General features: G+C 60.7%; 10 protein-coding genes. 1 reads left to right on the top strand and 9 read right to left on the bottom strand.

Features of this window, described 5'->3' with window-relative positions; translation table 11 throughout:
- Positions 1-4 precede the first annotated feature (4 nt).
- Both NKI59_RS10945 and NKI59_RS10940 read right to left on the bottom strand, forming a co-directional pair.
- Entirely contained in the window at positions 5-1,303 is a 1,299-nt protein-coding gene (locus tag NKI59_RS10945) for an HlyD family type I secretion periplasmic adaptor subunit (RefSeq protein ID WP_245274645.1), read from the bottom strand.
- Between the two features lie 242 nt (positions 1,304-1,545).
- Positions 1,546-3,297, bottom strand: a complete 1,752-nt coding sequence (locus tag NKI59_RS10940; protein WP_352704134.1) for a type I secretion system permease/ATPase — start codon at positions 3,295-3,297, stop codon at positions 1,546-1,548.
- Positions 3,298-3,703: 406 nt separating this feature from the next.
- On the opposite strand from NKI59_RS10940, the gene NKI59_RS10935 reads away from it, so the two are divergent.
- Positions 3,704-4,396: a N5-glutamine methyltransferase family protein gene (locus NKI59_RS10935; protein WP_352449674.1), complete on the top strand. Its 693-nt coding sequence runs from the start codon at positions 3,704-3,706 to the stop codon at positions 4,394-4,396.
- A 99-nt stretch (positions 4,397-4,495) separates the two neighbouring features.
- Here the strand turns inward: NKI59_RS10935 and NKI59_RS10930 are convergent, their stop codons facing one another.
- From NKI59_RS10930 to NKI59_RS10900, 7 genes are all read right to left on the bottom strand, one after another.
- Complete coding sequence (locus NKI59_RS10930; RefSeq protein WP_023675628.1) at positions 4,496-4,762, bottom strand: acyl carrier protein; 267 nt, start codon at positions 4,760-4,762, stop codon at positions 4,496-4,498.
- 56 nt (positions 4,763-4,818) lie between these two features.
- Entirely contained in the window at positions 4,819-6,375 is a 1,557-nt protein-coding gene (locus tag NKI59_RS10925) for a class I adenylate-forming enzyme family protein (protein ID WP_352704131.1), read from the bottom strand.
- A complete protein-coding gene (asnB, locus tag NKI59_RS10920) occupies positions 6,372-8,393 on the bottom strand; it encodes an asparagine synthase (glutamine-hydrolyzing) (RefSeq protein ID WP_352704128.1) in 2,022 nt (673 codons plus the stop codon). Before asnB ends, NKI59_RS10925 begins: the two co-directional genes overlap by 4 nt.
- Positions 8,394-8,396: 3 nt before the next feature.
- Positions 8,397-9,380, bottom strand: coding sequence for an NAD(+) synthase (nadE, locus tag NKI59_RS10915; RefSeq protein ID WP_352704271.1), 984 nt, complete (start codon positions 9,378-9,380; stop codon positions 8,397-8,399).
- A complete protein-coding gene (locus NKI59_RS10910; RefSeq protein WP_502901042.1) occupies positions 9,377-12,115 on the bottom strand; it encodes an AMP-binding protein in 2,739 nt (912 codons plus the stop codon). The genes nadE and NKI59_RS10910 overlap by 4 nt, the downstream gene beginning before the upstream one ends.
- Positions 12,116-12,368: 253 nt before the next feature.
- Entirely contained in the window at positions 12,369-12,617 is a 249-nt protein-coding gene (locus NKI59_RS10905; RefSeq protein ID WP_156937305.1) for a hypothetical protein, read from the bottom strand.
- 485 nt (positions 12,618-13,102) lie between these two features.
- Entirely contained in the window at positions 13,103-14,002 is a 900-nt protein-coding gene (locus tag NKI59_RS10900) for a proline iminopeptidase-family hydrolase (protein ID WP_352704124.1), read from the bottom strand.
- Positions 14,003-14,012 lie beyond the last annotated feature (10 nt).

Below are 14,012 nucleotides of genomic sequence, written 5' to 3'. Positions count from 1 at the left end.
CGCTTTACTGCCTGAAGGCCCTGGAAAACTGGTCGGTAAGGGGCTTCATCAAGTAGGACCAGACACTGCGCTCGTCGGTTCTTATGTGGACTTCGGCGGGCATGCCCGGTTTGAGTATTTTCTCTCCTGTCAGGCACGTCGCTTCATTCTCGACGTCGATGCGCGCCGAAAAAAAGGAAAGCTGGCGTTGCTGATCCTTGATCAGATCGGCTGAGACGCGCTTGACCGAGCCTTCGCAAGCAGGTGTGGTGCCGGCGTCGAACGCTGGAAAGCGGATCGACACCTGCTGTCCGGGATGAATCTCATCGATACGCGACGGAGGAATGGAAGCGTCGACGACAAGGTTGTCGGAATCGGGCACAATCATCATGAGCACCTCTCCTGCGCCAATCACGCCTCCTACGGTATGGACCGAGGATTCTTGTACTGTGCCCGATTGCGGGGCACGAATGTCTGTCCTGCTGAGTTCGTCTTCGGCCACCACCTGGCGCTCGCTGAGCTCGGTCTGCTTGGCTTCCGTTTCGCGAAGTTCGTTGGTCACGTCGCTCCGCATTTGTTCGTCGAGCTGAAGCACCTGCAGGTCCGTTTCACTGATGTGAGCTTGTACCTCTGCTATCGCTGCGACAAGGCGTCCCGATTCGCCGCGAGCCCGGGTCTTGTCCAGGCTGACATTGCTCAACCTCTCCTTGGACACCAACTTCTTTGCGTAGAGAGATTCGACATCCGCAAGGTTCTTGGTCAGCAGATCCAGAGACTCGTCCGTTGCAGACTGCTGCGATTTGAGGCCATCGATCTGACGTTCCAGCTGCTTCGCGCGGCTTTGTAATTGTGCCTTCTGGCCAGCCAGCGCCGCAGCACGGCTTTCAAACAAGGCACGTTCGCCACTGACAAGTGCCACCACTTGCGGGTCGCCCATTTGAGCGCGAAGGTCGGGCGGGATCTGCATTTCCGGCAGACCCTGGCGCTCGGCCTCCAGTCGGGCCAGACGAATGGTGGCGCGATTGAGGTCCTCGGTGATTATCTGCAGGTTTGCTCGGGTCAATGTGTTGTCCAGCCTGACCAACACATCGCCGGCCTTCACATGATCGCCGTCCTGCGCGAAGATTCCGCCGATGGTGCCGCCGGTTTGATGCTGGACTTTTTTAATGTTGCTTTCGACCACCACGGTTGCGGGCGCAATCACCGCGCCGGCAATCTTGGTCAATCCCAACCAGAGCCCTCCGCCAAAGATCAACAGCAAGCTGGTTGCCAGGCCCAAGAGCAGATTGGCCCGGATGCCATCCGGCTCTGGCTTCGTCTCCAACGAACGGCTTTCGCCACCGGCTGCGACGTATGACGACACGGCAACAGCAGAGCGATACCTCGCATATGCCCGGCTGCACCTTTGTGCGGCGGAACGACAATGTGCTGCTAGGCTCCGGACCAGAGTACCCCAGGGTAGATTGGCTCGAATCCCATCCGGCTCCGGCTTCTCCCCGGTCGGCTGGCCTTCGCCGCCAACCGCAGCATATGACGACATGGTCACGTTAGACACTAAGCAATACCTCACGCATGCCCGCTTGCACCGTGCTGCAGCGGAACGACAATGTTTGGCTTGTCCGGGCGCGGGAAGGGCCGGATCACATTTGCCAGAACGTCTTCGCGCGAGCCGAACGAGTGGAGCATCCCGTTCGACAGGACGAGTACCTGATCGATGTTGACGAGAGCGGAGGGGCGATGCGCAACGACGATCACGATACCGCCGCGCTGACGCACTGCCAGGATTGCGCCGGCCAAAGCAGCATCACCGTCTGCATCCAGATTGGAATTTGGTTCGTCAAGAACGACGAGGAATGGATCGCCGTAAAGTGCCCTGGCAAGCCCGACGAGCTGCCTCTGCCCAGCCGAAAGGGCCGCGCCGCCTTCTCCGACGCGTGTTTGAAAACCCTGCGGAAGACGCATGATCATCTTGTCCACGCCCGCAGCCTTGGCAGCTGCCAGCACGCCTTTTGCGTCGCTTTTGCCGCCGAACCTCGAAATGTTGTCGGCGATCGTCCCGTCGAACAGCTCAACGTCCTGCGGAAGGTAGCCAATATGAATGCCGAGCAGTTCTGAATTCCACTGATCGAGCGAGGCGCCGTCCAGTCTTACCGTGCCACGAAGCGGCTTCCATGCCCCGACCAAAGCGCGCACGAGCGTGGTCTTGCCGGAGCCGCTCGGGCCGACGACCGCCAACCCTGCGCCTCTCGCCAAGCGGAAGCTTACATTGAAGATGGTGGGCTTCTGCAGGCTTGGTGGCGCGACGGTCAATTCCTCGACCGCAAGCTCAGCCTTCGGGCCGGGCAGTTCCATTGGCTCTTGCTGGCTATCAAAAGCATCCAGGGCTGCCGACAGCTCGGTATAGCTTTTGCGGGTTGCCAGAAACCCTCTCCAGTTTGCGATCGCCACATCGACCGGCGCCAGCGAGCGGCCCAGCAATATGGACGATGCAATGATCACGCCAGGCGAGGCCTCGCCGCCGATCACAAGGTAGGCACCAAGCCCTAGCACACATGATTGCAGGGCCATTCGGAGCGTCTTCGACAGTGAGCTTGCTGCGCCGACGACGTCGGAGAGCCGTTCCTGGTTCTTCAGATAAAGATGACTGACCTCGTTCCAGCGCCGGCTAAGCGGGGCGGAAAGGCCCATCGCCTGAACAACCTCTGCGTTGCGGCGGCCGGAGTCGGCCAGAAGCCGCTGCGCTACGAGTGTCTCAGATGCACGAGCCGCAGGTTTGCGACCGATGATCTCGGCAACCACCGTCAAAAACACAACGGCACATGCGCCGAGCGTTGCCAGCACGCCAAGCGCGGGGTGCAGCAGATAGATGACCACCATATAAAATGGTATCCAGGGAGCGTCGAATAAGACTGTCGGCCCGAGCCCGGAAAGAAAGCCACGTAGCTGGTCCAGATCACGAAGCGGGTGTACCCGGTTCGCATCCGGCCCGGCGACGAGGGGCAGGGAAAGCGAGGCTGCGAACGCTTTTTGCTGCAGATTTCTATGCAGGCGGCTGCCGATGCGGACCAACAGGCGAAGCCTCACGAAATCGAGGAGCCCATAGGCCGCGTAAAGTCCCAGCATCCCGACTGTAAATCCGACAAGAGTCGGCACGCTCTGCGAAGGCAGCACGCGGTCATAGACCTGGAGCATGTAGACGGAGCCGGTCAAGGCGAGGATATTTATCAATGCCGAGAAAACGCCTACGCCGACGAGGCCGTGCACACAGCCGAACATTGCGGAGCGGAGATCGAGCGAGCGCCCTTTGGTCGACTTCATGATGTGCGCTCGTTGACGCGAAATTGCCGCGCAATCTCGTCGATTCTTTCGATGAGGGACAAACTTTAACCTTCCGGGAAGCAGCAGCCCCGCCCCGCTGCTGGAAACATTACGAATTGCTTACATACGTGCCTTCTTTGATTAAAATGTAGCAAAATCGTGACGCCAGGCTCAGAATTCGGCAACCGGCTCGCCAGGCTGGGGATAACCGGGTCGAGTAAGGAGATATTCCTAATCATGACACGGCGCAGAAGCTTATGGTCATCTTTGTAGCATCAAGGCTTCAAAGCGTCTGGGGAGAGATCGGTTTTGATTTTGTCGATCGAGAGTTAAACGGTTTTGAGATACACTTCATCGGTACGCAATTGTCGGCCACCAACGCCGGCTAAATCGGGAGGCGAGTGTCGTGAGCGAAGAGATCAACGTTGCCGATGCCTACGGCAGGGGGCGCAGCACCTTCATGGGATTGCAGTTGCTGGTCTCGCCCGGTGCGCTTGTTCCTCGGCCGGAAACGGAACTGCTCGGCAAGGCCGCTCTCGATGTCCTGAGCCAACTGAACCTGCCGGTGCCTCGCGTTGTCGACATGTGCTGTGGGGCGGGCAATCTGGCGTGCGCCATCGCGCACCACGCTCCCACCGCGCGCGTGTGGGCAAGCGATCTTACCGACGGATGCGTGGAGGTCGCGCGCCGCAACGTCACCCATCTTGAAATCGAGGACCGGGTAACGGTGCTTCAGGGCGACTTGTTCAGCGCCTTCTCAGGCTTGGAGCTCGATGGCACGATCGACGTGATCGTTTGCAACCCGCCCTACATTTCGGAAAAACGGCTCGAGGGCGACCGTTCGCATCTGGTCGAGCTCGAGCCGCGTGAAGCATTCGCAGCCGGCCCCTACGGCCTGAGCATCCACATGCGGGTGCTCAAGGAGGCGCCGCGCTATTTGCGGCGCGGAGGCATCCTGCTTTTCGAGGTGGGGCTTGGCCAGGACCGGCAGGTCATGAGTTTGCTCGAGCGTTCCAAGGCCTATGAGAGTATCCGGGCAGTCACCAACCAGGCCGGTGAGGGCAGGGTGGTTGTGGGACATACGAGGGCGCAGGCGTAAGCATCGCAGCCGCGGCGGGTAGACGCGCTGTCGCGGCTAGAAACGGCCGGGAAGTTGAAACAGAGTTGCGCGAGATTTCGGCGATCAGTTTCTCTTGCGTCAGTTTCTCTTGCGCATGACGTATTGCGCAATTCCCTCGATGGAATCGAGATTCTCCGGCAGCAGCTCGCTGTCTTCGACCGTGATGCCGAAGGTCTCCTCGATGAAGCCGATAACCTCGAGCACACCCGTCGAGTCCACGATGCCCTGGTCGAGGAGCGAGGTGTCGCTCTCCAGGCTCTCGGGATCGGCTATATAGAAATTCGAAGCCAGGAAAGCGCGAATTTGTTCGCTGCAGGTATCGGTTCTATCCTTGGTAGATAACATTGATTTCGCCTCCGGTACAAAAGATGAATGCTGATCAACTTCGCCCTGGTACCGACTCATGACAGGGCCGTTTTTTTGAGCTTGCCCGTGTCGGTCATCGGCAGACTGGGTACGATGACGATGGACTTCGGAACCATGAAGTTTTCCAGCCGTCTCTGGCACTCTTTCTGCAACTGTTTTTCACCGATCATGCTTCCCTGCTCCATCACGACAAATGCCTTCACTGCTTGCCCGAGCAGCTCGTCCGGAACGCCGATGACCGCGGCTTCCCGCACGCCCGCAATGTTCATCAACACGTTTTCCACTTCCTTCGGCGCTATCTTCTCTCCGCGCGATTTTATGATCTCGTCGCCGCGACCGACGAAGTAGAGGTAGCCCTCGGCGTCCATCCGGCAGTAGTCGCCGGTGTATAGGACCTGCTCACCCGGCAGCGGGCCGGGCTTGAGCTTCCTGGCTGTCGCCTCCGGCTTGCCCCAATAGCCCTTCATCACCGTCGCTCCGCGGATAACGAGCTGACCAACGATGCCGGGGCCGACCCGCCTGTCATGCTCGTCGACAATCCATATTTCCGTATTGGGGATGGCGATCCCGACGCTCGACGGCTTTCGCTCCAGATCCTCCGGCGGCAGGTAGGTGCAGCGCTTGCATTCGGTAAGGCCGTACATCGAATAGATGCGGGCGCCAGAAAACAGCTCCTGCAGCAGGAGAATGTGCTTGAGCGGCAGGGCGGCCGCAGTGTTCGTGACGTAGCGAATACTCGAAAAATCCTGATCCCTGAGAGACCTGAGCTCCCCGAGTGCGGCGAAGATGGTCGGTACGCCGGGAAAACCCGTCACCCTTTCTTGCTTGATCAGCCCAAGGATCTGCGCCGGGAAGGCGAACGAGCGCTCAAGCACCAGCCGGGCGCCCGCGCCGAATGCCATGATCATCTGGTAAAGACCGTAGTCGAAGGCGAGCGGCAGGACATTGAGGATCACCTCGTCTTCGGCAAGCGCCAGGTATGAGGAAATCGAGGCGCACGCGGCGATCATGTTTCGATGCGTCAGCATCACGCCCTTGGGCTCGCCCGTCGAGCCGGACGTATAAATGATCGCAGCGAGATCGATGTCGATGCAGCGGCGCGAGGGCGGCGTGCTGCGGGCTGCCGCGACCGCGGCGTCCCAGCGCACAGCATGAGGCAATTCTTGCAGGTCGCTGTGTTCGATCGGCCCGGAGACGATCATGCGGCGCAACGATGGGCAATTCCGCGCCGGCTCCCTGAAAATCGAGTGCAGGTGTTTGTCGGTGATCAGTGCCGTCGGGCGGCAATCGTTGAGCAGATAATCAAGCTTGTCGCTTTTGGTGAGCGGATTGACGATGCACACCACGGCATTGGCCTTGAGCACGGCCCAGAACGCAATGACGGCCTCGACAGTGTTGTCGGCGAAGACCACCACGCGATCGCCACGCGCAATTCCGGCATCGGTCAAATGGTGCGCTATGGCGTTCGAACGCATATCGAGATCGCCATAGGTGACACGTTGATTGCCGCACACCAGGGCCACCTTCTCGCCGAGCCGGCTGGCAGAGTGGGTGAGATAGTCGTGCAGGAGCGGTACGGCGCCATGCATCATGCGAGCACCTCTTCGCGGTGTTCGCGGTCGATATCGATGCTGAGCTTGAGCGTGCGAGCCCCACTTGGACGGCTCGCGATAAATTGCCGATGAAGAAGCTGCGTCGACAGCACCCCGACCAGCGCCATATTGTCGGAGTTGGACAGGTCGCCGTCGCCGGCGCTGGCCTGGCACTTGCTCAGGAGCCGGGTAACCGACTTGGGATCGAAGACGTTCGCTTCGCGCAGCGCCGCCTCCGAAAGTGCTTCGCGAATGTAGGCCGGAGCGCCATCTGCGACAAAGCAGAGCGCGTTGGGGGCCCGGTAAGGCTGCTTCTTGCGGGTGACGATTTCCGACGGCACGATCGGCTGCGCCACGCGCTTCAGCACATGCTTTTCATCGAGCACGCGCAGCTTGTAGGCGGCCGGAAGCGAATTCGCGAGTCTCACGAGTTCATGATCGAGGAACGGGAAGCGCCCCTCGACGGAATGAGCCATCAGCATTCTGTCCCCTTGTGAGGAAAGCAGGTATCCCGACATCAGCGTCTGAATCTCTATATACTGGTCCTGCGCAAGAGAGCCCCATCGCGAAAACTCCGGCGGCAGGCGGGCAAGCAGCTCGGACACGGCGTTGCGGCGCTCCGTTTGGGCGCGCATGTCTGCCGAAAACAGCCGCTTGATGGCGCTTGTGGTACGCCAGCGCGTGCCATGCGCAAAACCAGGCGCGTCACAGGCGTGGATGTCGCGACCGAAGAACTGGCGTGCCATCGCCTGCTGCTGCACCGGCGAGCGGCTGAGATAGGGATAGAGGCGCTCCAGCAGCCGCGAGCGTCGCGTCGAGGCGGGCTGGCGTCCCCAGAAGCGGCGGACCTTGCCCTCGCGGAACAAATCGTAGCCGGCGAACATTTCGTCGGCCCCTTCGCCGGTCAGCACGACCTTGATGCCATGCTGGCGCACGAGTCTCGAGAGCAGGAACAGCGGCGCCGGCGCGGTCCTGAGGATTGGCCGCTCGGTGTGGTAGGTCACCTCAGGGAAGATGCCAGCGATATCGCTACGCGAAACAACCACCTCATGATGGTCACTGCCGGCCACGCCGGCAACCAGGCGCTGGAAATGCGTCTCATCATACTCGGCGTCGGCAAAACGCAGCGAGAAAGTCTGGAAGCGCTCGCCCGCGAAGCGTCTCCCCAGCGTGGCGACCAGCGAGCTGTCGAGCCCGCCGGACAAATAGCAGCCGACCGGCACGTCGGCGCGTACTATCCTGAGCGCCGTCGCGGCTTCCAGGGCGCTGCGCACTTCCTCCACCGCGTCATCAAGCGAGCCGGTGAATTCATCATCGCCGGGTCCGTCAACCTCTGGATAGTCAGGCTTCCAAAAAGCCCGCTCCCGGACGACGCCGCTGTCATAAATGCGGACATGCCCCGGCGTGAGTTCGCTTACTCCTCCAAACACGCCTTGTGGCGGCGCGACAGTCCAGAGTGTGAAAGTCTGATCGATGCCGGCTGGATCGAAGGCGCGGGGTATATCCGCATCGGCCGCGAAAATGGCCTTCACCTCGCTGGCGAAGTAAAGCCGTCCGCCATGCTCGCAAAAGTGCAGCGGGCAGATGCCGAACCGATCCCGCGACAAGACGAGACGACCTGCCACGGAGTCCCAGATGGCGACTGCCCACTGCCCATTCATTCGCTCGAAGGCGGCCTCGCCCCAGGCATGATAGGCATGGACGATGACCTCGGTGTCGCTGCGTGTGCGGAAGCGATAACCGAGCGCGACCAGATCTTGTCGCAGCTCGACGTAATTGAAGATTTCGCCGTTGAAGACGATCCACATTGTGTCGCCCGCGCCGGCGAGTGGCTGCTGGCCGCTTGCGAGATCGATGACGGACAGGCGGGCATGCGCCAATCCTGCACGTCTGTCGCGGTAAAGGCCGCGCTCGTCCGGGCCGCGATGCGCCAGCGCGCCCGCCATGCGTATCAGCGCATCCCGGGAAGGGGGCGCCGCTGCGGCGCTCAGCGACACAATTCCGGCGATGCCGCACATCGCCTAGCCCTCGCCCATTGAAGAGGACACCAACGGCCGCGCGTGAAGATAACGTGCGGCGCGCCGCTTGCTGTCGATATCCTTGAAAACCTTCTGGACCTGCATCACGGTGAGGCCGGTTGCCTCGGCGACGTCTTCGTCGGCGATCCCATGGTTCAAGCCGTAGAGGCACAGATCCATCAGATAATAAGGAAGCGCGAAGTAGAACTCCTCCTGACTCTGCGCCATCGAGAAGGTGTCTGTGGTGGGCGGTCTGCGCCGGACCTCTTCCTCCACCCCAAGATATTCGGCCAACTGGTAGACCTGGGTCTTGTAGAGGTGGACGATTGGCATCAGGTCGGCAATTCCGTCGCCCTGCTTGACGAAGAAGCCCTGGTCGTACTCCAGGCGGTTCGGCGTGCCCGCTACCGCATAGTTGAGGCGGTCGGCATGATAGTATTCGGTCATCTTGCGCAGGCGCTGCTTGTAGTTGGTTGCAGCGACGATCTGCAGATAGGCTGCCGACGGCAGACGCACCGTGTCGGTCCTGCCCTCGGGGTCCTGAACCGTGAGGCGCGTTATGTTGAGACCGTTGCTCTCGAGAACCGAGGCGAGCACCAGCTTGCATTTCCAGCCGTCCCCATATTTGGGAACGACGGTCTGGATTGCTTCGGTCTGCCGTCTATAGGCGCCGATCGCTTCCAGGGCCGGCGTTATATCCTCCAGGATCGTTTCGATACCAAGGTGTGCGGCGACAATGCGGCCGAGCCTCAGTGAGTCGCCGGAGGAATGGCGCTCCGGCATGAATATCCCGAGGACCTTGCCTTTCCCAAAGGCGCGAACACACAACGCCGCAACGACGGAGCTGTCGATGCCGCCTGAGAGACCGACAACCACCCCTCGACGTCGCAGCGTGCCGAAGACCTGCTGGCGCAAGATCTGGACGATGCGATCGACTTCCGCGCCAGCGTCGAGCACCAGGGCGTCTTTGCCGAATGTTGAGATCAGGTCGATGGCTTGTACTCCAGTTTGCGAGACTCGATTGGCGAATAGGTTTTCGCCACCGCTTTCTCGATAAGGGGACGATTGGTGGCGAGGTGAGGCTCTACAACCAGATCGATGTGGCTGCCGACGATCGGAATCACGTCCAGATGGGCGAAGACGCTATCCCAGCCGATTGCCAGAGGCATTCCGGGTCGAGCACAGCGGAACAGGGTGCCTGTGATCGGCAGAGCCGGCTTTGGCTCGGCCACCCACTGGAAGAAGGCTTGCGCGCGCAAAACCTCTTGCAGTTCCAGTTTGGTTCTAAAGCTCGTCGCGTTGAACTGTCCTTGAGCGAAGCGGTCGAGAAACTGGACCAGTTGTGCCTCGCGCTTCATTGCCACGGCGACTTTCGCGAGGGCGCGGCAAGCCATCCGGTAAGCGGACACGCGGTTGGTTCGGATTCGATTGAATGTGCGCGTAAACGTCTCCCAGCGGGCGCTTCGCTCCCCGACGAGGCTGGTGTCGAGGATGCCGAGGAACTTTACGGTTCGCCCCGCTGCCAGCAGCCGCGCCGCAACTTCGAAGGCAACAGCGCCGCCGAGCGAATGGCCGAGAAGTCGTACATGGCCCGAGGGTTGGGCGCGGCGGATCTGGTCGACGGCGGCGTCGGCCATATCGGCGAGGCTGTCTTGTCCGCGCAGTATCATAGCCAGGGCCGGATACCTGATCGGGGCAACGCGGGTCACCTTGCCCATCGCTGCTGCAAAGGCTGCAAGGCTCGGGCCATAGCCGACGGACCCCGGGAACAGAAAAAGAATGGGAGGGTCGTGCTTCTGGGCGCGCGCGCTTTGATCGCCTGCCTGGGCGGACACGACCGCCTTGACCATTTCCTCCAGGCTCATCCCGACGGTGAAGGCCTCAAGGCCGAGTTCCTTCCCGATGGCGCTTTCGATTTCCATGACGCAGTGCAGCAGCTTCAGCGAATCTCCTCCGGCGTCATCCCAGCGTCCTGCCGCCACGCGCGTATTGAGAATGCTGGTCCATGCCCGCTGGACAACCTGCTGCGCGGTCAGCTTGCCTCGCGGCTCGAGCGGACGCGCGGTCGCCGCTGTCTCTCTGGCTGAAAGATCCATCTCTGCAAGTGTCGTGATGTCGACTTTGCCGCTCGGCAGACGCGGAATCTCGGCGATCGGGTGCAACCGCAAGGGACGCAGCGGCGGCGGCAGATTGGTCCTGACAAGCTGGCGAAGCTCGTCCGAAAAGGTCGCTTCGGCCGAGCGCCGAGGAACAGCAAAGGCGACAAGCTCATTCGCGGCCGTCACGATTGCCACGGCATCCGCGACAGAGGGTGCACAACGCAGCACCCGTTCGAGTTCGGCTGGCTCGACGCGTCGACCGTTGATTTTTACCTGGCGCCCCTTGCGACCGACGATGTGCAGCAGGCCTTGATCATCAAGTCGAACGAGGTCACCTGTCGCGAAAATCCGAAGGCCTGGATCGTGCGGGTCTGATGTTGCCGGCACAACCGCCCCGTCCTCCCAATGGCCAAGCAAGACATACGGGCTCCTGATCAGAAGCTCTCCGCTGCGGCCCGGTTGAACGCGGCGGCCCGCTTCGTCGACAATTGCGAAGGTGATTCCAGGCAGCAGCCAGCCAACTGGAACCGAATCTCCATGCTCTGGCCAGTCTCGCGGCAGGAACCATTGCGAGCCGGTGGTCTCGGTTGACGAGTAACCGATCTGGATAAGGCACGTATCGGAGACGGCCTTGCGCAGCAGGGCGATGTCGGTCCAGGGCACCTTCTCGCCACCGATCCGGGCGACTCTGAGTGAATGGAACACTTCTGCAGGTCCGTCTGCCATAAGCGCGCGAAGCAGTGCCGGCACCAGATAGGTGATTGTCACGTCTTCGGATCGCACCAGGCGTTGAACGGCGCGCAAGCCGACCGCTTCGACTTCGACCAGATGCAAGGTGGCGCCGGTGAGAAGAGCAGCAAGAATCTCCCGGCACCCGGCGATTGTGGCGGGTCCGGTCAATGGCAAGAAAACGTCATCCGAGTTGATGTGGCACGCATCGACATATTGCTGGACCCGGCACAGCAAGCTGCGCTGGCTGTTAACGATGCCTTTGGGCCGGCCCGTACTCCCTGACGTATAAAGCACGATGGCGGGCGCATCGACCGAGACGGAATAAGAACGAGGCACTTGCCCAGCCTGCGAGGCCGCACTGGTCGACACATCGATCCAACTGACCAGGTGAGGCAAACCATCGGGTCGGACATTGCCCTCGCCCAGGACAGCTGAGAGCCGCGCCCCGGCCACGATTTCAAGGATACGCGAGCTAGGATCTCGCGCGTTGAGTGGCACCGAAGGCCGCCCAGCCGTCATGCTTGCCAGCATGGCAATGGGATACCAGGCCGAGTTGGCCTGAAGAATCCCTATCGCCTGTCCGTCTGGGACGGCCGCCGCGATCTGGTGGGACAGCGTCTCGACTGACCGGAGGAGCTGGGAATAGGTCAGACGATTGGCGCCGTCGCTGATTGCAAGCTTGTCGGGGTACTGGCGGACGACATTTCTCAGGTGATCGAAGGCCGCAATGTTGGTAAAATCGACGCCCAATCTTTGAAATGGGCGCAGTACGGGACCACCCTGATCCAGTGCGTATTGTGGGACACTTGACCAATTATCGGAGGTCGTTGTCTGACAATCCACCGCTAGATCCTGATCCGCGACTTCTGATCCCAAATATGCCGAAGACATGAGTTGCCTACGCTAAGATTAGGGTCACTTATCGCCCCCCGCCCCAATCTTTTCATCGATCATTCTGATGATGCCCTGATCTTCCCTCAAGGACGCTTGGTTAGTCGCTTCGCCTGTTTCGCAAGCCGCCGGCCGAGCCAATCATGCCGGGCTCGCTGGCTGTTGTGGTGCGCATGACACGGACACATGCCAAGGCGGGCTCGAAGACCAAGGTGGGGTCGAAGATGGAATTGCCGCTATTCAGGCATATTGCCTATTCGGTGGTTCTTCCGGACGATACCGGCGATGCTTCGGTGTCGGAATAGCTGCCGGGGACGAAACAATAGGCATAGATCTGTCCCCGATTTTCGTCGGTCACGCGGATCCAATCCTTTTCCCACGTTCGGAAGGTAATACGCCCGCCCGTCATCATAGCTGCGGCTCTGAACGGACTCGGCGCGTTGACAACGCGCACCGAGATAACATCGTCGCCGTCCATACGCTCGACGAGATACGTCTGCATGAAAGCCTCCCCATGCCCCGCTAGATCACCCGCACTTTAACGCCGGCTAATGAATTCGGTTGCAACTACTTGGCGAAACTTTGGGTCCGATACTTTCCGTACCCACCGGCAACTTGGTCCTCCGTATCCGTCAGGTTTTTCAGCGACGGGATGCCAGTTCAGGGGAAGGCAGGCTGATTGCGGCCATGCCGGCGACATGCCAATCTGCGCCGCAACGTTAGGCCCCCGCCTCCGCGGGCAATGGAAAAGGCGCTCGAATGGGCTCCTTTATGCTGTCCGTGATCTGGCATTCTGCCCGCGATTTGGCCTCATGGACGACCCTGCAGGCCTTTGCGGAAGATCCACATAGCGTGGCGTCGCCATCACCGAGGCATAGCAATGTGCGTCGGCAGAGAAATGGGACGGTTCGAGGTTTTCTGAACCTGCCTCACGACGACTGCGTCGTGTCGACGATCCGTTGGAACAGAAGGCCTGGTGCTGGAACGTCAATCGTATTTGGCCAGGAAGCGCCCGACGGCGCTGAGGCAGTCGTGCTTTTCCTCCACATGCGGCATGTGGCTGGAATTCGGGAAGACCAGGCCTTCAACGTACGGGATAAGATCCAGAAAGGGCTGGACGCAGGCCTCGGTCGCTTCGTCGTAGAAGCCGCGGAAAACCAGGGTCGGCGCCTCGATCCGATGCAGGCGGTCGACGATGGTCCAGTTCCGCATCGTGCCGATGACGTGGAACTCATTGGGACCGTTCATGGTGTGATAGACGGTCGGATCTTCCTCGATTGCCGCAAATGTCCGGGCGACCTCTGGCGGCATCGGAACGACGCGACAGACATGACGGTCGTAGAAAGCCTTCGTCGCCGTAACATATTCGGGGTGATCGGTGGTTCCCGCCGCTTCGTGCCGGTCGAGCGCACTTTGCACATCGGCTGGCAACTCGGCGCGCAATTGCCGGGCTCCTTCCACCCACAGCGCCATCGAGGCCAGCGAATTGGCCAGGATCAATGCCTTGAGCCCCTCAGGGCGGCGCACGGCGTGCTCGGCCGAGAGTATGCCGCCCCAGGACTGGCCGAGCAGGGCATAATGGCCGGCAATGCTGAGATGGGCGAGCAACGCATCGAGTTCGCCCAGGAAGAAATCGACGGTCCAGAAGTCGCCGCCCTTGTCCGGCAGATGGGTCGATTTGCCGTTGCCGATCTGATCGTAGTGGATGACGGCTCGCCCGGTTCCGGCAAGCTCCTTGAATGAGTCCACATAGTCGTGGGTGCAGCCCGGTCCACCATGAGCGACGACCAGGGGCAGCTTGCCCGACCCGAGGTCCCCGGTCACACGGTACCAGGTGCGATAGCCCTTGTAGTCGCTAAATCCTTCGGTGATCGCATGTGCCGTCACAGTCCAAGCT

It is taken from the genome of Mesorhizobium sp. M0598 (genome assembly GCF_040320865.1).
Taxonomy (GTDB): domain Bacteria; phylum Pseudomonadota; class Alphaproteobacteria; order Rhizobiales; family Rhizobiaceae; genus Mesorhizobium.
This window is presented reverse-complemented; position numbering and strand designations above follow the sequence as displayed.

Coding starts and splice junctions, on each gene's coding strand:
- NKI59_RS10925 (WP_352704131.1), bottom strand. CDS start 6,375: ATGATGCATGGCGCCGTACCGCTCCTGCACGACTATCTCACCCACTCT.
- asnB (WP_352704128.1), bottom strand. CDS start 8,393: ATGTGCGGCATCGCCGGAATTGTGTCGCTGAGCGCCGCAGCGGCGCCC.
- NKI59_RS10905 (WP_156937305.1), bottom strand. CDS start 12,617: ATGCAGACGTATCTCGTCGAGCGTATGGACGGCGACGATGTTATCTCG.
- NKI59_RS10940 (WP_352704134.1), bottom strand. CDS start 3,297: ATGAAGTCGACCAAAGGGCGCTCGCTCGATCTCCGCTCCGCAATGTTC.
- NKI59_RS10910 (WP_502901042.1), bottom strand. CDS start 12,115: ATGTCTTCGGCATATTTGGGATCAGAAGTCGCGGATCAGGATCTAGCG.
- NKI59_RS10930 (WP_023675628.1), bottom strand. CDS start 4,762: ATGTTATCTACCAAGGATAGAACCGATACCTGCAGCGAACAAATTCGC.